The 22,027-nt window shown below is 70.0% G+C and carries 15 protein-coding genes, 1 tRNA gene and 2 pseudogenes; 6 read left to right on the top strand and 12 right to left on the bottom strand.

Going from position 1 to position 22,027, the window contains the following annotated elements:
- Positions 1 to 68: 68 nt before the first annotated feature.
- The 7 genes from rho to DY218_RS28800 form a co-directional block, all read right to left on the bottom strand.
- On the bottom strand, positions 69 to 2,132 hold the full coding sequence (gene rho, locus DY218_RS28830) for a transcription termination factor Rho (RefSeq protein WP_128559089.1): 2,064 nt from the start codon (positions 2,130 to 2,132) through the stop codon (positions 69 to 71).
- A 386-nt stretch (positions 2,133 to 2,518) separates the two neighbouring features.
- Positions 2,519 to 3,436 carry a homoserine kinase gene (thrB, locus tag DY218_RS28825; protein ID WP_128559088.1) on the bottom strand — a complete coding sequence of 306 codons (918 nt, stop codon included), beginning with the start codon at positions 3,434 to 3,436 and terminating at the stop codon, positions 2,519 to 2,521.
- 514 nt (positions 3,437 to 3,950) lie between these two features.
- Positions 3,951 to 5,036, bottom strand: coding sequence for a threonine synthase (gene thrC / locus DY218_RS28820; RefSeq protein WP_128559087.1), 1,086 nt, complete (start codon positions 5,034 to 5,036; stop codon positions 3,951 to 3,953).
- A 6-nt stretch (positions 5,037 to 5,042) separates the two neighbouring features.
- Complete coding sequence (locus DY218_RS28815) at positions 5,043 to 6,383, bottom strand: homoserine dehydrogenase (protein ID WP_128559092.1); 1,341 nt, start codon at positions 6,381 to 6,383, stop codon at positions 5,043 to 5,045.
- Between the two features lie 121 nt (positions 6,384 to 6,504).
- A complete protein-coding gene (gene lysA, locus DY218_RS28810; protein WP_128559086.1) occupies positions 6,505 to 7,896 on the bottom strand; it encodes a diaminopimelate decarboxylase in 1,392 nt (463 codons plus the stop codon).
- 75 nt (positions 7,897 to 7,971) lie between these two features.
- Positions 7,972 to 9,096 carry an ArgS-related anticodon-binding protein NrtL gene (gene nrtL / locus DY218_RS28805; RefSeq protein WP_128559085.1) on the bottom strand — a complete coding sequence of 375 codons (1,125 nt, stop codon included), beginning with the start codon at positions 9,094 to 9,096 and terminating at the stop codon, positions 7,972 to 7,974.
- A gap of 75 nt (positions 9,097 to 9,171) precedes the next feature.
- Positions 9,172 to 9,735, bottom strand: coding sequence for a response regulator (locus DY218_RS28800; protein WP_233521953.1), 564 nt, complete (start codon positions 9,733 to 9,735; stop codon positions 9,172 to 9,174).
- 320 nt (positions 9,736 to 10,055) lie between these two features.
- On the opposite strand from DY218_RS28800, the gene DY218_RS28795 reads away from it, so the two are divergent.
- A tRNA-Arg gene (locus tag DY218_RS28795) sits at positions 10,056 to 10,127 on the top strand.
- Between the two features lie 215 nt (positions 10,128 to 10,342).
- Here DY218_RS28795 and DY218_RS28790 read toward each other — a convergent pair.
- Positions 10,343 to 12,163, bottom strand: a complete 1,821-nt coding sequence (locus tag DY218_RS28790) for a helix-turn-helix domain-containing protein (RefSeq protein ID WP_128559083.1) — start codon at positions 12,161 to 12,163, stop codon at positions 10,343 to 10,345.
- A gap of 220 nt (positions 12,164 to 12,383) precedes the next feature.
- Between DY218_RS28790 and DY218_RS28785 the strand changes: the two genes are divergently transcribed.
- The 3 genes from DY218_RS28785 (at position 12,384) to DY218_RS28775 (ending at position 16,975) form a co-directional block, all read left to right on the top strand.
- The gene (locus tag DY218_RS28785; protein ID WP_233521952.1) at positions 12,384 to 13,736 is read left to right on the top strand and encodes an MFS transporter; all 1,353 of its coding nucleotides are present in this window, start codon (positions 12,384 to 12,386) and stop codon (positions 13,734 to 13,736) included.
- A complete protein-coding gene (locus DY218_RS28780) occupies positions 13,733 to 15,214 on the top strand; it encodes an AMP-binding protein (protein ID WP_128559082.1) in 1,482 nt (493 codons plus the stop codon). The genes DY218_RS28785 and DY218_RS28780 overlap by 4 nt, the downstream gene beginning before the upstream one ends.
- Positions 15,215 to 15,295: 81 nt before the next feature.
- Positions 15,296 to 16,975: a tannase/feruloyl esterase family alpha/beta hydrolase gene (locus DY218_RS28775; protein ID WP_325052030.1), complete on the top strand. Its 1,680-nt coding sequence runs from the start codon at positions 15,296 to 15,298 to the stop codon at positions 16,973 to 16,975.
- Positions 16,976 to 17,070: 95 nt separating this feature from the next.
- Here DY218_RS28775 and DY218_RS28770 read toward each other — a convergent pair whose 3' ends face one another.
- The gene (locus DY218_RS28770) at positions 17,071 to 17,772 is read right to left on the bottom strand and encodes an ATP-binding cassette domain-containing protein (RefSeq protein ID WP_158574161.1); all 702 of its coding nucleotides are present in this window, start codon (positions 17,770 to 17,772) and stop codon (positions 17,071 to 17,073) included.
- Between the two features lie 149 nt (positions 17,773 to 17,921).
- Between DY218_RS28770 and DY218_RS28765 the strand changes: the two genes are divergently transcribed.
- Positions 17,922 to 19,211, top strand: coding sequence for a hypothetical protein (locus tag DY218_RS28765; RefSeq protein WP_128559080.1), 1,290 nt, complete (start codon positions 17,922 to 17,924; stop codon positions 19,209 to 19,211).
- A gap of 896 nt (positions 19,212 to 20,107) precedes the next feature.
- Here the strand turns inward: DY218_RS28765 and DY218_RS28760 are convergent.
- From DY218_RS28760 to DY218_RS28750, 3 genes and pseudogenes are all read right to left on the bottom strand, one after another.
- Positions 20,108 to 20,545 (bottom strand): annotated as a pseudogene (locus DY218_RS28760) (DUF2267 domain-containing protein); the annotation flags it as partial.
- A 51-nt stretch (positions 20,546 to 20,596) separates the two neighbouring features.
- Entirely contained in the window at positions 20,597 to 20,992 is a 396-nt protein-coding gene (locus DY218_RS28755; protein WP_128559078.1) for a DUF2267 domain-containing protein, read from the bottom strand.
- Positions 20,993 to 21,094: 102 nt separating this feature from the next.
- On the bottom strand, positions 21,095 to 21,526 hold the full coding sequence (locus DY218_RS28750) for an Hsp20/alpha crystallin family protein (protein WP_128559077.1): 432 nt from the start codon (positions 21,524 to 21,526) through the stop codon (positions 21,095 to 21,097).
- Positions 21,527 to 21,653: 127 nt separating this feature from the next.
- Here DY218_RS28750 and DY218_RS28745 point away from each other — a divergent pair.
- Positions 21,654 to 22,027: pseudogene (locus DY218_RS28745) on the top strand (type III effector protein); the annotation flags it as partial.

Raw genomic sequence — 22,027 nt, 5'->3', positions numbered from 1 at the left:
GTCGTACGACGACGGCGCCCCGTCACCTCGGAAGGTGACGGGGCGCCGTACGCGGTGCCGGGTCGGCGTCAGTCGTTGCCGTTGCCCGGAGTCGGTGCCGTCTTCGCGATCTGCATCAGGAACTCGGCGTTCGACTTGGTCTTCTTCATCTTGTCGAGCAGCAGCTCGATCGCCTGCTGCGAGTCGAGCGCGTGCAACACCCGGCGCAGCTTCCAGACGATGTTGAGCTCCTCGCCGTTGAGCAGGATCTCCTCCTTGCGGGTGGAGGAGGCGTCGACGTCGACCGCCGGGAAGATGCGCTTGTCCGAGAGCTTCCGGTCGAGCTTGAGCTCCATGTTGCCGGTGCCCTTGAACTCCTCGAAGATCACCTCGTCCATCCGCGAGCCGGTCTCGACGAGCGCGGTGGCCAGGATGGTCAGCGAGCCGCCGTCCTCGATGTTGCGCGCCGCACCGAAGAAGCGCTTCGGCGGGTAGAGCGCGGTCGAGTCGACACCACCGGACAGGATGCGCCCGGAGGCCGGGGCCGCGAGGTTGTACGCACGGCCGAGGCGGGTGATGGAGTCGAGCAGCACCACCACGTCGTGACCCAGCTCCACGAGGCGCTTCGCGCGCTCGATGGCCAGCTCGGCGACGGTGGTGTGGTCCTCGGCGGGCCGGTCGAAGGTCGAGGAGATGACCTCGCCCTTCACCGACCGCTGCATGTCGGTGACCTCTTCCGGACGCTCGTCGACCAGGACGACCATCAGGTGGCACTCGGGGCTGTTGGTGGTGATCGCATTGGCGACCGCCTGCATGATCATGGTCTTGCCGGTCTTCGGCGGGGCCACGATCAGGCCTCGCTGGCCCTTACCGATCGGCGACACGAGGTCGATGATGCGGGTGGTCAGGATGCCCGGGTCGGTCTCCAGGCGCAGCCGCTCCTGCGGGTACAGGGGGGTGAGCTTGTTGAACTCCGGGCGGCCGCGGCCGGTTTCGGGCGCCATGCCGTTGACCGAGTCGAGGCGCACGAGGGCGTTGAACTTCTCGCGCCGCTCGCCGTCCTTGGGCTGACGCACCGCACCCGTGACGTGGTCACCCTTGCGCAGGCCGTTCTTACGGACCTGGGCGAGCGAGACGTACACGTCGTTGGGGCCCGGCAGGTACCCGGACGTACGGATGAACGCGTAGTTGTCGAGGATGTCGAGGATGCCCGCGACGGGGATCAGGACGTCGTCCTCGGAGATCTGCGGCTCGCCCGCGTCGTCACGGCCGCGGCGGCCACGACGGTCCCGGTAGCGGCCACGGCGTCCGCGCCGGCCGCCCTCGAAGTCGTCGTCGTCATCGCGGCGGTTCTGGTTCCCGCCGTCCTTGCGGCCGCCCTGCTGGTTGCCGCCCTGGTTGCCCTGGTCGTCGCCCTTGTTGCGGCGGTCGCGGTCGCGGCCACGGCGGTTGCCGCGGTCCTGGCGGTCGCGGTTGCGGTTGCCCTCGGCGTTCTCGCCGCCCTCGTCGGACCGGCCGTCGGACTTGTCGCCGCGGTCGCCGCCCTTGTCCTGGCGGTCGGCCTTGTCGCCGCGCTCGGACTTCGGCTCGGCCTTGGTCTGGTTGCTCTGGTTCCTGCCGCCGGCGGTGTCGGGGCTGCCCGCGTCGGCGGTGGCCCGGCGCCTGCGGCGCTCGCCGCCCTGCGCGTCGTCGTTCGCCGGCTGGCCCGGGATGTCGATCTGCTGCTGGGCCTGCGACTTGGCGTCGTCCTTGGCGGCCGGCTCGGCGGTCTTCTCGGCGGCGGCAGGCGCGGCGTCCGCGCCTGCGGTGTCGCCCGTACGGGCCTTGGAGGTGGCACGGCGCTTCGGCTTGGCCTCGGCGCTCTCGGCGGCGGGGGCGCTCTTCGCCGGCGCGGAGCCGCCCGCGGCGCCACCGGCCTGCGCCTCCTTGATGACCTCGATCAGCTGGCTCTTGCGCATCCGCGCGGTGCCCCTGATACCGAGGCCGGAGGCCACCTGCTGAAGCTCTGCCAGCACCATGCCCTCGAGGCCGGTACCGCGGCGCCGCCGCGTGCCGGCCGTTGCACCGGTGGCAGGCGCAGCTGATGCGTCCGTGGCGGGCGCGGCGGCGGTCTCGTCGACACGTGCGCCCATCAGATCGGTGGAGTCGCTCACGAAGGGTCCTTCCCTGGAGCGGGCGTCGGCCTGTCTGGCTCGGCGACCGGTTGTGCTGTCCGGCTGTGGTCCTGTGTGCCAGGGCCGTGCCGGGGGCGGTGGTCCGCCTCTGCGGCGGAAGAGTTCATTGATGACGACGAGGTCCGATGTGGTGCCACCCGTGGTGCTGTGTCACTCGGCTCGGTCACGCCGGTTCCGGAGCGTGCTCGGCACCGCTCGACGCAGAGCGTCGAACAGTTTGGGGGGCTCCCGGAAGAAGGTCTGTCCCCTGCTGGCTGCCGAACGGGGACAAGAAGCACCACGCCATTCGGACGTCGGGTGCTGACTTGAGGTTAACACTACCGGATCCAACAAACATTCCCCCTCTCTCGTCCGGCATGAGCGTCCTACTGCGCCAGCGGCAGCACACTCGCTCCCGCGGTGTCGAGTTCCAGACGGTTCGCCGCCCAGCCCTCGCCCGCGAGCCGCGCGACCTTGTCGGCCGCGCTGTCCTCGGCAAGCGCGAGGACCGTGGGCCCCGCGCCTGAGATGACCGCGGGGACACCGTCGCCGCGCAGTCGCTCGACCAGGGCGGCGCTCTCCGGCATGGCCGGGGCGCGGTACTCCTGGTGCAGTCGGTCCTCGGTGGCCGGAAGCAGCAGCTCGGGGCGCCGGGTCAGGGCCTCGACGAGGAGCGCGGCGCGGCCGGCGTTGGTGGCTGCGTCCACATGCGGGACGCTGCGCGGCAGCAGCCCACGCGCCGTCTCGGTGAGTACGGGCTTGGCCGGTACGAAAACCACCGGAACGATGGAATCTGCAGGATCCATCCTGATCGCCCGCGCCGCCCCCGCGTCCACCCAGGAGAGGGTGAAGCCGCCGAGCAGACAGGCCGCGACATTGTCCGGGTGGCCCTCGATCTCGGTGGCGAGCTCGAGCAGGGCCGCGTCGTCGAGCTTGCCGTCGCCGCCCGTCGTGACCGCACGCGCGGCGAGGATTCCGGCGCAGATGGCGGCGGACGAGGAGCCGAGGCCACGGCCGTGCGGGATGCGGTTGGCGCAGACGACCTCGAGGCCGCGGGGCTGCCCGCCGAGCAGGTCGAAGGTGGTGCGCAGGGAGCGTACGAGCAGGTGGCTCTCGTCGCGCGGGAGGGAATCGGAGCCCTCACCTGCGATGTCGATGTGCAGTCCGGAATCGGCCACCCGGACGACGACGTCGTCGTAGAGGCCCAGCGACAGGCCCAGGGCGTCGAAGCCCGGGCCGAGATTGGCGCTGGTGGCGGGGACGCGCACCCGGACGGCGGCGGCGCGGAACGCGGGACCGGCCATCGCTCGATGACTCTCCTTGTTGAGCTGCGAGACGTAACTGTTTCGCAAGAGGATCTACTGATTTCGCAAGAGGTACGAATGCCCGAAGGCCGCTGCCGGCGGCACCGCGGCAAAGGCGGCGGGGCGGATTCGGTACAGCCTATCGAAGGAAGGTTCTGTGGCGACATAGGGCGCACAGGAGGCGCACGATGCGTGTCGCAAGCCCCCCGTGCACCCCCTGCAGGACTTTGGGGGGATTTACCCGGGGCGACGCGCGCCCTATGTCCGCATTTCGCGTGGCCGGTCGCGCCGGTAATTCTGTGGATCTTTTCCGCGGAGTACCGGGATACGGCGACTCCGGCCGCGCGGAACCATCTCATTCCGGCCGCCGAGTGGCGTAACGGCAACAGGATCCGGCCAAACTTTCGCCGCCGGCCGGGTGACCGGAATCCGACGGTCGCCCCGCTCGGCCTCCGGACGGGCCGGAATCAACCCGTCCGGAGAGAGCGCTCCGCGCCCTGCCCGACAGTCGGGGTCAGGCGAGACCGAGACGCTCGGCGGCAGCGGCGGCGTCGACCGGGACCGTGACCGGCTGCGGGGCACCCGCGACGGCCCAGTCCGGGTCCTTGAGGCCGTTGCCCGTCACGGTGCAGACGATGCGCTGCCCCTTGTCGACCTTGCCCTCCTCGGCGGCCTTCAGCAGACCGGCCACCGATGCGGCCGACGCGGGCTCCACGAAGACCCCCTCGCGCGCCGCCAACAGCCGGTATGCACGCAGGATCTGACGGTCGGTCACCTCGTCGATGAAACCGCCCGACTCGTCCCTGGCCGCCTCGGCGAGCGACCAGGAGGCCGGGTTGCCGATCCGGATCGCGGTGGCGATCGTCGAGGGGTCCTTGACCACCTCGCCGCGCACGATGGGGGCCGCGCCGGACGCCTGGAAGCCCCACATCCGCGGCGCGTGGGTGGCGGTGCCGTCCGCCGCGTACTCGGAATAGCCCTTCCAGTACGCGGTGATGTTGCCCGCGTTGCCGACCGGCAGGACGTGGATGTCCGGGGCGTCGCCGAGGCGGTCGACGATCTCGAAGGAGGCGGTCTTCTGGCCCTCGATGCGGACCGGATTGACCGAATTGACCAGTGCGACCGGGTAGTTCTCGGACAAGTTCCGGGCCAGCACCAGGCAGTCGTCGAAGTTGCCGTCGACCTGGAGGATCTTGGCGCCGTGCACCAGGGCCTGGCCGAGCTTGCCCATCGCGATCTTGCCCTGCGGTACGAGCACGGCGCTGACCATGCCGGCCTTGCCGCCGTAGGCCGCCGCCGAGGCCGAGGTGTTGCCGGTGGAGGCGCAGATGACAGCCTGGGCGCCCTCCTCCTTGGCCTTGGAGATCGCCATCGTCATACCGCGGTCCTTGAAGGAACCGGTCGGGTTGGCGCCCTCCACCTTGAGGTGCACATCGCAGCCCGTGAGCTCGGAGAGCACGCCGGCGGAGACGAGCGGCGTACCGCCCTCGCCGAGCGTGACCACGGGCGTCTCGGCGCTGACGGGCAGCCGGTCGCGGTACTCCTCGATGATCCCGCGCCACTGGTGGGCGCCGGTCCGGGTGGCCGGGGGGATGGACATCGTTCCCTACTCTCCTTCAACGCGCATGATGCTGGCGACGCCGCGCACGGTGTCGAGTCGGCGCAGTGCCTCGACCGTCCCGGTGAGGGCGGCGTCGGACGCTCGGTGGGTGACGACGACGAGGGAGGCCTCCCCGCCCTCCCGTCGCCCACCGCCACCCTCAACGGAAGCGGCTACGCCGCCCTGATCTCTTCCTTGCTGCCGGACGGTGTCGATGGACACCCCGTGGTCCGCGAACACGTTCGCGACCTGGGCGAGCACGCCCGGCTTGTCGGCCACGTCCAGGCTGATGTGGTACCGCGTCACGACCTCGCCCATCGGGCTCACCGGCAGGCGGGTGTAAGCGGATTCGCCGGGTCCGGTGGCGCCCGCGAGCGTGTTGCGGCAGACCGCCACCAGATCGCCGAGGACCGCGGACGCGGTCGGTGCACCGCCCGCGCCGGGACCGTAGAACATCAGGCGGCCGGCCGCCTCCGCCTCCACGAACACCGCGTTGTACGCCTCGCGGACCGAGGCCAGCGGGTGGGTGAGCGGGATCATCGCCGGGTGCACCCTGGCGGTGACCGAGGCGCCGTCGGCGGCGCGCTCGCAGATCGCCAGGAGCTTGATGGTGCAGCCCATCCGGCGGGCCGAGGCGAAGTCGGCGGCGGTGACCTCGGTCATGCCCTCGCGGTAGACGTCGTCGAGGCGTACCCGGGTGTGGAAGGCGATGCCCGCCAGGATCGCGGCCTTGGCCGCGGCGTCGAAGCCCTCGACGTCGGCGGTCGGGTCGGCCTCCGCATAGCCGAGCGCGGTGGCCTCGTCCAGGGCCTCCTGGTAGCCGGCGCCCGTCGAGTCCATCTTGTCGAGGATGAAATTGGTGGTGCCGTTCACGATGCCGAGTACGCGGTCCACCTTGTCGCCGGCGAGGGATTCGCGCAGCGGCCTGATCAGCGGGATCGCGCCGGCCACCGCGGCCTCGTAGTACAGATCGCGGCCGTGTTCCTCGGCGGCCGCGTGCAGGGCGGCGCCCTCCTGGGCGAGCAGCGCCTTGTTCGCCGACACGACCGAGGCGCCGTGCTCGAAGGCCGTGGTGATCAGGCCGCGGGCCGGCTCGATGCCGCCGATGACCTCGACGACCACGTCGATGTCGCCCCGTTTCACCAGGGCCGTGGCGTCGGTGGTGATCAGCTCGGCGGAGATTCCCTCGCGCACCCGGTCGGGGCGCCGCACGGCCACCCCGGCGAGCTCCACCGGGGCGCCGATGCGCGCCGTGAGGTCGTCGGCGTGCGTCGTCATGATGCGCGCCACCTCGGAGCCGACAACCCCGCAGCCAAGCAGCGCCACCTTCAGCGGACGCGAACGCATCATCCGACCTCACTTCTCATACATCTGTGGTGGGACCAGTCTCACGCACCGGAACGCAGTTCCCATCCTTCGTCCGGATCGTGAGATGTCGATTTCATCAACCGGTTTCCGTCGGTTTCGGCTATCCGACGTCGAGCCGGAGGAGGTCCTCCTCCGTCTCCCGCCGGACGATCACCCGCGCCGCGCCGTCCGCCACGGAGACGACGGGCGGGCGCAGCGCGTGGTTGTAGTTGCTCGCCATCGAGCGGCAGTACGCGCCGGTGGCCGGCACCGCGATCAGGTCGCCCGGCGCCAGGTCGGCCGGCAGGAACGCGTCCTTCACCACGATGTCGCCGCTCTCACAGTGCTTGCCGACGACCCGTACCAGCATCGGGGGCGCGTCCGAGCGGCGCGACACCAGGGCCACGGTGTACTCGGCGTCGTAGAGCGCGGTCCTGATGTTGTCCGACATCCCGCCGTCGACGCTCACGTACGTCCTGAGGCCCTCGAGCGGCTTGATGGTGCCGACCTCGTACAGCGTGAAGGCGGTCGGGCCGACGATCGCGCGGCCCGGCTCGACGGAGATCCGCGGGGTCGCGAGGCCGGCCGCCGCGCATTCGCGGGTGACGATCTCGCTGAGCGACTTGGCGATCTCGTGCGGTTCGCGCGGGTCGTCGTCCGGGGTGTACGCGATGCCGAGGCCGCCGCCCAGGTCGATCTCGGGGAGCTCGACGCCGTGCTCGTCGCGGATCGCCGCGAGCAGCTGGACGACGCGGCGGGCGGACACCTCGAAGCCGGCCATGTCGAAGATCTGCGAGCCGATGTGGCTGTGGATGCCGACGAGTTCGAGACCGTCCAGCCCCAGGACGCGGCGTACCGCCTCGGCCGCCTGGCCCTCCGCGAGGGCGATGCCGAACTTCTGGTCCTCGTGCGCGGTGGCGATGAACTCATGGGTGTGCGCCTCGACGCCGACGGTCACCCGGATCTGTACGCGCTGGCGCCTGCCGAGCCGGTCGGCGGTGTGGGCGACCCGGACGATCTCCTGGAAGGAGTCGAGGACGATACGGCCGACGCCGTCCTCCACGGCCCGCTCGATCTCGGCGGGCGTCTTGTTGTTGCCGTGGAAGGCGATGCGGTCGGCGGGCATGCCGGCGTCGAGCGCGGTGGCCAGTTCGACGCCGGAGCAGACGTCGAGGTTGAGGCCCTCCTCCTTGAGCCACTTGACGACGGCGCGGGAGAGGAAGGCCTTGCCGGCGTAGAAGACGTCGGCCTCGTCGCCGAAGGCGTCGCGCCAGGCGCGGCAGCGGGCGCGGAAGTCGGCCTCGTCCAGGAGGTACGCCGGGGTGCCGAACTCCTCGGCGAGGCGGGTCACTTCGATGCCGCCGACGCGCACCGCGCCGTCGGCGTCGCGGCTCACGGTGCGCGACCAGACCTTCTCGTCCAGGGCGTTGAGGTCGGTCGGCGGTGCCTGGTAGTGGCCCTCGGGCAGTACGTCGGCGTGGCGGGGGCCGGCGGGGTGCGCGGAACGGCTCATGGCTTGGTCGTCTCTCTCAGGGATTCGCAGGTTCTGGGGCCCGTGGCGCAGCTGTGGCCGCCCGGATACGGGGGTTCACAGGTGCTCGGGTGAGCTGATGCCGAGCAGGGACAGGCCGCCGGCCAGCACCGTACCGGCGGCTTCGGCGAGCGCGAGCCGGTCGCGGTGGGCGGCCGAGGGTTTCTCGTCGCCGAGCGGCAGCACGGTGTGCCGGTACGCGAGGAGCGCATCGGCCAGGACCACCAGGTGCCGCGCGAGCCGGTCGGGCGCGCGGTGCCGGGCGGCGGAGGCGAGGGCCTGGGGGTGGGCGGCCAGGGCTTCCACCAAGGGGTGGAGTTCGGGGGTGGAGGCGGCCCGGGGCATGGTCGGGTCGGGTGCCGTGGGGTCGGCGGGCGTGGAGGTGAGGCCGAGCGCGGCGGCGTTGTGCGTCAGGGCTCGCGTACGGGTGTGGGCGTACTGCACGCGGAAGAGGGGGTTGGTCTCGCGCAGGACGAGGTGCTCGTGCAGTGGGCGGGGGCGGTCGTGGAGCGCCGGATGCAGCAGCGTCCAGCGGATCGCGTCGGTGAGCGGGGCGGCGGGGAGCGCCGAGAGCTCTTCGGCGTACGAGGATTCCTCCGCGTACAAGGCCTCATCGGTCCTGGCCCCGGTGGTGGTACGGGGCGCCAGGGCGGTGTGGATGTCCGCGGGCGCCGGCACCGGGCGGAGGTTGTACGGGGCGGTGTGGCTGACGGTGGCGGTGGCGCCCTGGGTGGCCGCGATACGGGCCGACGCCTCGGCGACGAGCTCGGCGCGGAGTTCGCGGGGTACGCGGAGTTCGGCCCGCTCCCCCGCGAGCGCGTCCCCGTACCCGTACCGCCCGCCGCGCACACGGATCTCGCGGACGACGGCGGAGCGCAGCGCCTCGGTGTCGCCGTGCGCGGGGTCGAGCGTGATGTTCAGAAAGCCGGGGCCCGTGACGGTGACCTCGGCGACGGCGGGCTCGCGGACCAGGGCGGCCCGTACGACCTCGGCGACGGCCCGGGGCGGGCGTCCGGCGGGACCGGCCAGCTGCAGGGCGACATTGGTGGCGTAGTCGCCGCAACCGCCGGGGCGCGGTCGCTCCACCACGGCACGTGCCGGTACGGCCACACTCAGCTCCCCGTCGTCCACAGCGCGACGCACCGCGCGCAGCACGGTGCGGGAGAGCTCGACGGGTGTCACGGGACCAGCGTATGGGAGCCGGCCGCGGGAGGTCGGCGGCGGGCCCTGCCGGGGCGGACCGGCAGAGCGCGGCGGCTACTGGGCCCGGGAGTCGTCCGCGTAGGCGTCGCGGTGGCGCGCGGAGCGGGTGTCGTGGCGGCCGGCCGTCGCCCGCTCCCCGGCGCGGCCCGTGGCGTGCCCGCGTGAGGCGAACGGCGTGCCGTGTCCGTACCCGGGGCCGCGGGTCATCAACTGCCGGATCAGGGCGACGAGTTCGGCGGGCTCGAAGGGCTTGGCGAGGAACGCGTCGACGCCGGCCTCCAGGCCGTTCTCCACCTCCGCCCGGGTGCAGGCGCTGACGATCACCACGGGCAGGGACCGGGTCGACGCGTCCGCGCGCAGCCGCGCGGCCGTCCGCATGCCGTCGAGGCGGGGCATGACCACGTCGAGGGTGACCACATCGGGGCGTACCTGATGGACTATTTCCAGACACTCGACGCCGTCGGCCGCGGTCACGACCTCGAAGCCCTCCAGCTCGAGGTTGACCCTGATCAGCTGCCGGATGACCTTGTTGTCGTCCACAACAAGCACGCGGCCGGACGCCCCTGGCACAACTCGAGAGTAGGCCCGGGCCCGCCGCCGCGTCCGGGTTTTGCCCACTTCTCCCCCGCCCCGAGACGTCCGCCGCACCCCGGGGCCTCCGGCGTACGACACCTGTGGGACGCGTGCGCCGCAGGTGGAACACCTGGTGACCGTCCGTGGCCGATGCGCGGTTTCCAGCCCCGCGGCGAGCGCCGGACGATCTCGGACGATCATGACTTCGGGGCCGCTCTGCCGACCGCCGACAGCCCCTCGAAAGCCTCCCGACAGCTCGCCCGAAGCCTCTCCACGGACCCGGTCCGCCCCGCGAAATACCCGTTCCTGTCCACCGCATCCGAGCTGGTAGGGTTCTACCCGTCGCCGCTCACGAGCGCCGACCCGCCCCCGTAGCTCAGGGGATAGAGCAACGGTCTCCGGAACCGTGTGCGCAGGTTCGAATCCTGCCGGGGGCACCGCAGGACGGAAAGTGATCGGGTGTCTGCACTTCGGTGCGGGCGCCCGATTTTCTGTTCCTCAGGGCCAGTTCGCGGGTGATGGACGTCGGTGCGTCGGTGCGTCGGTGCGTCGGTGCGTCGGTGCGTCGGTCATGTGGGCCGGGATCGGGATGCGAAGGGCGTTTTCTTCCAGTGAAGTTCTGCCGCCCACACTCGCCCCGACGGACGGGGCGTCAGGAGGGAGCGCCGCCGGCACGGGGCGACCCGTCGACCACGGTCTTCAACTCATGGAGACGCAGCGCCAAGTGCAGGCGTAGCGCCGAGTCCGGTGAACGCCAGTCCTCGCCGAGGAGGGCCGTGATCCGGTCCAGCCGCTTGAGCAGCGTGTTCAGGTGTACGTGCAGGGAGCGAGCCGTCCGGCTCAGGTTCCCGGAGTTGGTGAAGTAGGCGGATGCAGTGGCCACGAGGTCGGTCGACCGTCGGTCGTCGTAGTCGAGGAGCGTGCCGAGGCTGTCGGTGAGGAACCGGTCGAGGTCATGGGCGCGGCCGGGGTCGAAGACCAACGCGTACATGCTGTATTGCCGGGTGCTCGCCCCACGGTCGGTCACTCCGAGAGCACGCATCACCTGGATGCAGCGCTGTGTCAGGGTGAATGCGCGGGAGCGTTCCTGTCCGGCGATGCGCTCGGCGACCACGAGGGCCGGCACACCGAGTGTCCGGCGCAGTGCGTGGTGCAGGGTGCGAGCGGCTTCGTCCGCGTCGTCGGCGCACAGCAGCACCGTCGCACGTCCGAGGTACTCGCCCGCAATGCCGGACCATTCGGCGGTGAGCGGCTTCAGTTGCCGGACGATGTCACCTGCGGCCTTCTCGGGGCAGTCGGCCACGACGAGAACGTTGAGGTGGTCGACGTCGACCCCGCGGGCGAGGGCCCTGTCGCGCTGGGCCGGGTGCAGGTCCGATCCGGACATCAGTTCCGTGAGGAGCTCGCCCCTGACCCGTTCCTCGGCTTCGACGCGAGCGTCGCGCGTGAGGATCAGCAGGCCGATGATCTGGGCCGAACGCTCGAGCATCCGTACGTCTGCCGGCTCCGGTGCCGCGCGGCGCGTGAGGGACAGGAGCCCGTAGTGGCCCCCGCCTGCGCGGACGGCGACAACGCTGTGGAAGGCGCCATCCTGTCCGCGAGCGGATACGCACCGCCCGGTACTGCGCGCCTCCTCGCGGAGGTCCCGGGGAGGGTTCTGTCCGTCGTCCTCGGTGCTTCCTCGAGGGAAGCGGATCGCGAGGACGTGATCGTCGCGGTCCTGCACGGTCACTGTGCCCTGCAGGTGCTCGACCAGCAGGTGTGCGATGTCGCCCGGTCCGCCGCCGGTGAGTACGGCGTGGGTGAGTGCCTCGTGCACCGCCGCCGCCCGTTCCATGGTGGCGACCTGGTCCTCGATCGTGCGGTACGCCTCCGTGAGCCGTTGCACGGAGACACGGCTCTCCTCGTAGAGCCGTGCGTTGTTGAGTGCGACTGCGGCGTGGCCGGCGAAGGCGCTGAAGAGCGCCACCTCGTCCTTCTCGAAAGGGCGCTCGGTGCGGTCGGCGGCGAAGAGAGCGCCGATGGCCCGGTCGCCCACCATGAGCGGGACGCCAAGGAGCGCCATCAGCCCCTCGCTCGGTACGAGCAGGTCGAATGCGGGATCGTGCGGCAGGCCCTGGGCCTCCTGGTAGTTGCTGACCCAGAAGGGGGCGGCGGTCTCGATCACTCGACCGCCCACGCCCGCACCGGGTGGCAGCCGAGCCGATGAGAACTCCGGCGAGATCGTGCCGGCCGACGCTCTGACGCTGAGGCACCCTTCTGCATCCAGCAGCGACAGGTAGGCGAAGTCGCAGCCGATCAGCTCATGGGCATGCCTGACGATCGACCGCAGCACCTCGTCGACCTCGCCGAGCGCAGTGAGCGACCGGGCCGTGGTGTACAGGCTGTTGAGTTCGCGCTCGCGGCGCAGCCGGTACGAGGCCAGCTCGCCGTCACCGGCAGCGCTCCCCGAGCCGGGGTCTGTCCCTGCCATCAACAGCCCCTCACGCAGGTGGATTTTCTGCACACCCTGATCGACGCATGAGTGTAAATCCTTTCCGTCTCAGTGCGGGGCGGCACCGCTCTAATCTCGCCCCACGACACACGGCTGTCATGTACGACGCAGTCGCCTGTCTCACCGGTGCCGGAGACCCGCTCGGCCGGTGGACCGCCAAGCGCCCGCGTCCGGGCCTGACCCATGGGGAGTGGCAACAATGTCGGTTCCTGCCGTCGGCGGCCTGTACGCCGTCGCCACCCGAAAGGCGATGCTGCGGCTGCTGCCGCTGTTGTGCCTCGCCTACTTCATGTCCTATGTCGACCGGACCAACATCGCGCTGGCGAAGACTCACCTGCAGGCTGATGTGGGCATCAGTGCCGCCGCTTTCGGTCTCGGCGCCGGGCTCTTCTTCCTGACGTACGCGCTGTTCGAAGTGCCCAGCAACCTGATCATGTACCGGGTCGGTGCACGGCGTTGGATCGCGCGGATCGCGTTGAGCTGGGGCGCGGTCACGTCCCTGATGATGTTCATCACGGACGACGTCACGTTCTACATCGGGCGGATCGCGCTCGGGGCAGCCGAAGCCGGGCTCTACCCGGCGATGATGTTCATGGTGACCCAGTGGTTCGCTCAGAGGGACCGCGCCACCGCGATCGGGTTCGTCTATCTCGCGCCCACGCTCGGCCTGCTCCTCGGTGGGCCGCTCGGCGGTGCGCTGATGGAGCTCGACAGTCTGGGCGGATTCCACGGCTGGCAGTGGATGTTCCTGGTCGAGGGTCTGATCACGATGGCCATCGGGCTGGTCGCCCTGGCCTTCCTGCCCGAGGTGCCGGCCGATGCGAAGTGGCTGACAGCGCAGGAGGCCGCGGCGCTCAGCGAGCAGGCGCAGCGGGGATCCGCCCCCCACGGCGGGCACAGCCTGAAGGGCAACATGGGGCAGGCATTCGGCCGCCCCTTCATCCTGCTCATCGGGATCATCTACTTCCTCAACCAGGTCACCATGAACGGGGTGACGTTCAACGTCCCGTCGATCATCGAGTCGCTGGACGTGAGCGGGTCCTTCCTCATCGGCCTGCTGAGCGGTGTCACCGGAATCGGCGGAACGGTCGGCGTGCTGATCATGCCGGTGATCTTCCGCCGCATCCCACGCGAGTCCTCCACCATCGGCGTCCTGGCGGTGGCCCCCGCGGTCATCGCTGCGGTGTTCCTGGCGGTGTCGTCGCCGGCCGTGCGGATCACGCTGATCGGTGTCATGTCGGCGATCATCTTCGGCACTTTGCCGATCTTCTGGTCGGTCGCCATGGCCCGGATGTCCGGAATCGTGGCGGCCGCCGGGCTGGCGTTCATCAATACGGTCGGTCTGACCGGCGGATTCGTGGGGCCGTACCTGTTCGGCCTGACCGAGTCCGGCTCAGGCGACCCGGCCTCCGGCTTCTCCATCGTGATCGTCGCGTCACTCATCGGTGGCGCACTCGCCCTGGCTCTGCGCCGGGCCCTGCGGCAGGAGGACCGGAAGGCCGCCGGAAGCACGTCCAACCCTGTCGAACGAAACCCGGAGGTACTGCCGTGACGTTCCTGCCCGATGACGGATTCCCGCTGTCCGAGATCCCCGGGGCGTACGCCACCGAGCTCGGCGACACCGTGGTGGTACGTGCCGGCACCGAGACGCTGACCTGGACGGCCCTGCACCACGGCAGCAACCGCCTCGCGCGGGGCCTGCTCGCCGCCGGGACGGCCGCCGGTGACCTGGTGACGCTGCTGCTGCCCAACTCGACGGACCTGATTCTGGCGGTATTTGCGTGCTACAAGGCCGGGGTCACGCCACAGGTCCTGTCACCGAGGATGACGCCGGCAGAGCTCGACGCGATCCTCGAACTCGGCGCCCCGAGCGTCGTGGTCACCGAAGCCGACGGCGCGCTCGGCGATCGCGCCGGAGCCGTGACCGTGGACAGCCTGGGAGCAGGGCGGTCCGACGGCAACCTCGACGCGCGCCTCGCGCCGTCGTGGAAGGCTCCGACCTCCGGCGGGTCGACCGGCCGACCGAAGATCATCCTGTCCGGAAGGCCGGCGGTGAGCTCCGGCTTCGATTCCGGCATGTGGGGCATCGAGCCCGGCGAGCAGGCACTGATCACCGCCCCGCTGCATCACAACGCTCCTTTCGTCACTGCCCTTTCAGCGATCTTCCTCGGCGGCTCGGTGACGCTGCTGACCCGCTTCGACGCCGAGCGGACCCTGTCGGCGATCGACGAGTACGACGTGAGCTGGGTGTACCTGGTGCCCACGATGATGCGCCGGATCATGGCCCTGCCGGACGAGGTCCGCCGGCAGTACTCGCTCGCCACGCTGCGATCGGTCTGGCACTGCGCCGAGCCGTGCCCGGTCTGGCTGAAGCGGAAGTGGATCGAGTGGCTCGGAGCAGAGCGGATCTGGGAGCTGTACGGAGGCACGGAAGCCGAAGCCGGGTGCACTCTGCGCGGGGACGAGTGGCTCGAACATGTCGGCTCCGTGGGACAGGTCACCTGGGGTGAGATGAAACTGGTCGATCCCGACGGCGCCGAGATCGTCCAGCCGGACGTCTCGGGCGAGGTCCATATGCGGGTCACCCCGGGCACCGACGCCACCTACCGTTACATCGGTGCCGAACCCACCGTGCGCGACGGCTGGTCCTCCCTCGGGGACATGGGCCGGTTCGACTCCGACGGCTACCTGTACCTGCTCGACCGGCGGTCGGACATGATCACTGTGGGTGGGGTCAACGTGTACCCGGCGGAGATCGAGGCCGCCCTGGTGGAACACGAACAGGTGCTGACGGCGGTCGTGATCGGCCTTCCCGATCCCGACACCGGCAACCGGCTGCACGCGATCGTGCACACGCCCCAGGAAGCCGGGGTCACAGCGGACGGTGTCCGCGCCTTCCTCGAAGGTCGGCTCTCGCCCCACAAGCAACCCAAGTCCATCGAACTGGTCCATGACTCCCTGCGCGACGCCGCGGGCAAGGTCCGGCGCTCCGAGCTGCGCGCCCGGCGTATGGCCGCGCCGACCCGGTGACGGGCCGGCGGCTCGACGACGGTCTCGGCAGTTGATCCCCACGCCCATGCTCCGCGCCGATCAAGAGGACCGACTCCTGCCATGAACCCCATCACAACGTGCAGGGCCAGGATGCGCGTGGCGGTGACACTCTCCGCTGTCACCGCACTGCTTGCCGCCCTCATCAACATGCCACCCGCCGCGGCCGATACGACCTCCGCATCCATCCTCACCCGTGCCCGGTGCGAGGCGCTGGCAGGCAGAGCCATCCCCGCATCCATCGGCTCCTCACCCACAACAGGCGGGCGGGTGCAGGCCGCAGCCACGGTGACGGAAACCGTCAGCGGCGTGAGCGTCACGTACTGCCGCATCGACGCGGCCCTCTTCCCCGTCGACGACTCCGCCCCCGACATCCGGCTGCGCCTTGCACTTCCCCGGGGTTGGAACCACCGGTCCATGATGTTCGGCGGCGGCGGCTTCAACGGCACCGTCCCAGACATCACGGCCGATGTCCCCTTCGGACTCCAGAGCGCTCCTGCCCCACTGGCCCGCGGATACGCCACGTACGCGAGCGACTCCGGACACCGGGCGAACCCCACAGAGCACCCCGTCCCCTCGCTGGACGGCTCCTTCGCCCGAAACGACGAGGCGCTCCGGAACTTCGCCGCCGGCGATGCGCTCAAGAAGACCCATGATGCGGCCCAGTTCCTGATCCGACAGGGGTACCGGGCCGAGCCCGAGCACACCTACTTCGCCGGCGGGTCGACCGGCGGTCGTGAAGCACTGGCGGTCGCGCAGCGGTGGCCCAGGGCCTTCGACGGGGTGATCGCCGCATATCCAGCGTGGAACAACCTCGCCGAGGCGCTGTACCTGGGATACGCAACACGCCTGCTGGCACGGCCCGGCGCGTTCCCCGGTCCGGAAAAGCAGGCGCTGCTCCACACTCGCGTCATGCAGGCCTGCGACAGTCTCGACGGGCTGACCGACAACATCATCTCGAACGAGGGTGCCTGCCACTTCGCACCCGAGCAGCTGCGATGCCCGGGCGGCACGGACACCGGCATCACCTGCCTCTCGGACCGTCAGATCGCCTCGGTCAAGGCCATCTCATCCACCTGGAAGTGGCCGTACCGGGTCGCCAGCGGCGAACAGAGCTATCCCGGATTTCCTCTCCTCTCCGGTGCCGACATGCGGACACCTCTGCTCGGATTCGGCACGACCGCACCTGACAGTCCGATGCCCCTCACGAGTGGATACGGAATGCAGTACTGGGACCAGTGGGTCAAGTACTTCCTGACGCGAAACCCCGACCAGAATTCCCTGGACATTGACCCGAGCCGACCAGGCAAATGGCTCGACCGGATCAGCGAATTGTCCGAGATCCAAGACCTCAACGACGCGGACCTCCGCCCCTTTTGGCGATCCGGCGGCAAACTCCTGCTGCTGCACGGAACTGCCGACGAACTGGTCTCGAGTCGCTCGACGAACGACTATTACGAGCGCGTGGCCGCCACGGTGGGTGCGGGCAAGACCAGGGACTTCGTGCGGTACTACCTCGTGCCGGGCGCGAACCATGCGAACGCCGGCAGCCCGGCATTCGCGGCCGGTTGGGACTCGATCACCGCGATCGAGCAGTGGTCCGAACAGAACCGGGAACCGGACGCCCCCGTGGTCACCGATGCCCGCGACGGCCGGACCCGGCCGCTGTGCGAATACCCCCGCTGGCCGAAATACCGCGCAGGGAATCCCAACCGCGCCGACAGTTTCATGTGCTCCCACTGATTCGAAAGGCAGGACGACTCCCCAGCAAAGCGCACTGCTTCGGTGCGTTCGGTCCCTCCCGACAGGCAGATGATCGCTTCCTGGATCGCGTCCGCTTACCGCCTCCCACCCCGAGGGCGGCGCCGTACCACCCCCGAGGGTTCGGCGCAGCGCTCCTCCATGCATCCGCGCCCGCGAAGGAACGAGCTTGCTCCTGTTCGAAGTTGCGCCGGCACTTCACTCAGCGCCTTCGCTGTTTGGACCGGAGCCTCTGCCGACCTTTGCTGGCTACGTACGAGGTCCGCATACGGCGCGCAGCATTCCAGGAGTTCGGAGTAAATACCGCTGCCGATGACATGGCCAGCCTCCATGAGAATTACATGATCGGCGTGCTGCACCCGTAGAAAGCCGGTGCGCCACCACAACCACGAGCGGCTCTCCGCAACATCGTCGATGATGTCGCGGAGCCGCTGTTCGTCAATGCTGTCCAGTTGCGACGTCGGCTCGTAGAGCAGGACGACGTCGGCATCGGTGAGCAACGCCCTTGCCAGCTCCAGGCGTTGACGCTGGCCGCCCGACGGGGGGGCGGCCCGGCCGACGACCGTGTCTTGCCCCTCGGGCAGGCGCAGAACATCTTGGCGCAGTGATACCGCATCCAACGCAGAGAGCAGCGCCGAGCCGTCCTGCCACACGACGGCCGACCCCGACGAGTCGAGCGCCAGACAGCGGCACCACCCAGGGGCCGTGAAGGCCACGACTTCGGCCGGAAGGCGCTCGTGACGTTCGTCCGCCCGCCTACAGCCTTCGCTGATTTTCACGATCACTCACTCGCTTGACCGAGGAGACCACTGGGCTCTCCAGCACCTCCGGCCGCCTCATTGAGCCCCTGGGCTCGGACGACCGCTGAGCGGTACTACAGTCGTCACGCATGAGGGCTTCTCCGACCAGCCGTCGTACGCTCATCGGTGTGGCCGCCTTCGCCGGGGCCTACGTGTTGACCGGCTGCGGCAAAAGCAGTGAGACGGGTGACAAGGAGGCGAAGCAGTCTCCATCCGCATCGCCCGGCACCGATGCGGCCAGACTCCGCGAAATTCCGCCTGCCGCCGACGCCGCATCGGCCAAGTCGACGCGACAGGCTTGGCGCTACTCGCATCTCGCGGCCCAGGACAGCACCTCCTACCAAGCCCTCGCCGTCGCCTCACGGGACGACGTGTGGCTCCTTGGCACTCGCACGCAATCCCTCACCCCGTTCCTCGAGCGCTGGGACGGAAAGCGGTGGAGCGAGCCCGCGCTGCCCGGCGACCTCATGGCGGGAGGCCGACGGTCCTCCTGGGCCCTGGCCACCGGGGGTCAAGCTCGGCTCTGGCTGGCGCAGCGCACTGTGGACGCCGAGCAACTCGCCGTATTCCACCGGCAGGACGGGTCCTGGCAGCGACTCCCCGACCCACCGGCGTTCAATGACGACCACCGGTCAGCCGGGGAGACGAAAGGCGCCTGGCTTGTGGCCTCCGGAGAGGACCTGTGGGTCATCGCCCAAGGAAAGGTCGTGCACTGGGACGGGCAACGCTGGGATGCGCCGGCCCTCCCCTTCCCGGCTGCCGCTCTCGCCGCCGCTCCCGCCGGCAGCGACTCCCCACGTGCTTGGGTAGCCGGGTCGGTGGATTCCGCGTGCGGACAGGAGGAGTGCTACCCGCAGCCCGCCACCGCCCGGTGGGAAGACGGCGCCTGGCAACAGCTGAAGACCCCTTCGTACCGCTTCCCCGACCCGGTACCTCCCGAGGCTTCCGCCACGCTCGACACCATCGTTCACGACCCCGCGAGCGACCGTCTGTGGGCGCTCGGCCGCCACGACTTCAACCACGGCGAAGTGGAGAAGGAACCCGATACCGAGAGCATCCTCCTGACAGGGGACGGCACGGCGTGGCGCAAGGTGAGCGCCCCCGAGACCGGCCGGGCTTTCATGACGTCCACGACCGTCGCCGACGGTGCCGGCGGGCTGCTCGTGGACTCACGGACGCACCGCACTCGGCACGGGAAGACGCACAAACTGGCTGACCCCGATCGGCTGCCCGAGCCGTCCGAAGTGCCGAAAGCGAAGCGAAAGTACGACTTCAAACAGCCCTTCGAGATCGCCGCGACCCGACTGATCCCAGGCACCCGGACAGTCCTCGCAGTGGGAACCGTCACCTTCAACAACTCCTCGGACACGGGCGACCCACCGCAACGCGCCGCACTCGCCCGCTACGACGCGGTCTGACGGCTATTGACAGTTAGGTCTCTTGTATCTATGGGACCTGCATGAGGAGCATCCGTGCAGCCAAGCCAAGGCTGTATCCGGTCGTGACTGATCTGGACTCGCCACACCGACGAAGCCTCCTCCGCGTGAACGGAACGGGTACCGCTACGGGCATACACGCCCCCCAGTAACTCCACCTCACGGGGCCCGAACGGGCCCAGTGCGACCCACCCCTACACGCGCCGGGAGGTAGGAGCAGCTGAGCTTCGACCGTGTCCGAGACGGCGGACCATTCCCGCGCATGCGGGGAGCAGCCCGACGAGCACTCCGCTCGTCTCCTCGCCGCGGGACCATCCCCACGTGCGCGGGGAGCAGTGACCGCGGCTACGACCACGACATTTACCGCGACCTGGTCCGCACCTGCGGCATCATCCCAGCCGTCGCCCGCCGAAACTCCGGGCGTGGCCCTGGACTTGGTGTCAATCGACGGGTGGCCGCCCTACGCCTACCGGCATGGAAGTCGCCAAGTCCAGGGCCGCGCCACCCGAGCCAGCCGATGGCCCGTCAGCTACCAAGAGTCCGCGGGAGGAAGCGGTCGCAATCATCACCAACACCCCACAGCTAACGACCGGCGGATTCCCTCGTTCCCACGTTCCGTGCGCCCGCCGGGGGCACCGCAGGACGGAAAGTGATCGGGTGTCTGCACTTCGGTGCGGGCGCCCGATTTTTTGTTCCTCAGGGCCAGTTCGCGGGTGATGGACGTCGGTACGCCGGTGCGTCGGTCATGTGGGCCGGGATCGGGATGCGCTTCGCTGCGGTTCGGGAGCTGGTTTCGTGCATCCCATGTTGGTCGACTGCTCGGACAGCGCGGCCTTCCGGGCGCTCAGGGCGCCACCTGATTGATCTTGCTCGTGCACGGCGGGGGTGAGTTCGGCGCGACCGAACAGCAGCGCCCAGCCGGTGGGGAGTTGGTGGAGGATGCGGGTGATCAGTTCGGGGCCGGCGTAGGCCGCGACGGCCGCGAAGACGGAGCCGGTGTCCCAGCGGGTGGTGGCCAGGGAAGCGCCGGAGCCGGCGGCGAGGTCCTTGACGAAGGCCCATCCGGTCAGCGGCTGAGTGTCGGGGATCTGCGCGGTCAGGACACGTGCGGCCTCCAGGGGCAGGCGGGCGGCCAGGTCGACGCGCTCGTCGCCGGTCAACTGGCGCCCCAGCCCTGAAAGGACCAGGCGGACGGCTTCCTCGGCGCGCTCGCGGGTGGGGTAGGCGCCTTCGTAGCGGACCTTGTCCAGCAGCTGCCCGTACGCCGCCCTGTACGGCTGTTGGTGCTCGAGCGGTACGCCCACGTCGGTGATCACTGCGGTGGTTGCCTTTCGTGGATCGGTGGTGCCGGTGCGGGGCACTAGTGGTCAGGTGGGTTGGGGGCGGCCGAAGAGCAGGTCGTAGCCGGCGGGGAGCTGGAGCAGGATCTGGCCCATCAGGTCGTCGCCGGCGGTGTCGGCGACCGTGGACAGCACGGCGCTGACGTCCCAGGTCGCGGTCTGCTCAGTGGCGCCCTCGATCCAGGCCGCAGTCGCCCGCACGAACCGCTCCGTCGACAGCGGTTCGGCGCTCTGCAGCGGGTTGAGCAGGATCAGCGCAAAGCCCTCCGGCAGGCGGGCCGCCAGCTGGGCGCGGACCTCGCCGACCAGGTGCGCGCCGAGCAGGGCGAGCACCACACGGGCCGCGCGCTCGGCTTCCACCACGGTGTCGTACTCGCCGCGCTCCTTGACGTGGTCGAGGAACGCTTCGCGTCGCAGAGTCATATCGGCCGCCGGCCCTTCTTGTCTCTTCGGATGCCCGTAGCGGCGCGGAGGGCGGGCGAGGGGGAGATCAGGTGCCCGTCCTCCGCACCTGGCCGGCCGGTGTCAGCCGGCGATCTCCTTGTGGCCGGTACCCACGCCGATGGAGATCTTGCGGGGCTTGGCGCGCTCGGCGATCGGGATACGCAGGGTGAGCACGCCCGCGTCGTAGTCGGCCTTGATGTGCTCGGTGTCGAGAGTGTCGGCGAGCACGATCTGGCGGGAGAAGACGCCCAGCGGCCGCTCGGACAGTTCCAACTGCACGTCGTCGGCCTTCGCCACCGGCCGACGCTCGGCCTTGACGGTGAGCATGTTCCGCTCGACGTCGATGTCGATCGCGTCCGCGGCGACACCGGGGAGGTCGAAGGCCACCACGTACTCGTCGCTGTCGCGGTAGGCGTCCATGGGCATCACCGACGGCTTCGACCAGGTGCCCGGGCCCGTCAGCTGCTGTGCCAGCCGGTCCAGCTCACGGAAGGGGTCAGTGCGCATCAACATCGTGAAAACACCTCCAGCAGGTCAGGCAGTTGCTGCCAATGCGCCTCACTGACACCGTTGTAACATGTCATCCAATGGATGACAAACATGATGTCGTCCACCCGATGACAAGCCGAAGGAGGTGCCCATGACCCCGGCCGACCAGCCGTCCTCACCCAGCACCGACACCCACAGCCCGGCGTCGTTCCTCGCCGCCGCGGCGGCCCTTGACGCCATCGACGACGCCCTGCGCACCGCCCAGCACAAGCCCCACCACGGCACCGAGGCCGGCCCCGGCCCGGAACAGGCCCTGGCCTGCCTGCTGCTGCTGCGACAGGTCCGCGAGCAGCTGGCCGGATGGGAGACCGGCCTGATCGAAACCGCGCGCGACGCGGGCGCCAGCTGGGCCGCCCTCGCCTCCCCCCTGGGCGTCGCCAGCCGCCAGGCCGCCGAGCGCCGCTACCTGCGCGGCCGCCCCGGCCCGGCCGGGACCACTGGCGAGCAGCGCGTCACGGCCACCCG

Origin of the sequence: Streptomyces triticagri, assembly GCF_003429565.1 — a bacterium.
GTDB classification, from domain to species: domain Bacteria; phylum Actinomycetota; class Actinomycetes; order Streptomycetales; family Streptomycetaceae; genus Streptomyces; species Streptomyces triticagri.
Note: the sequence above shows the minus strand (reverse complement) of the source record. Positions and strands in the feature narration are given on the sequence as shown.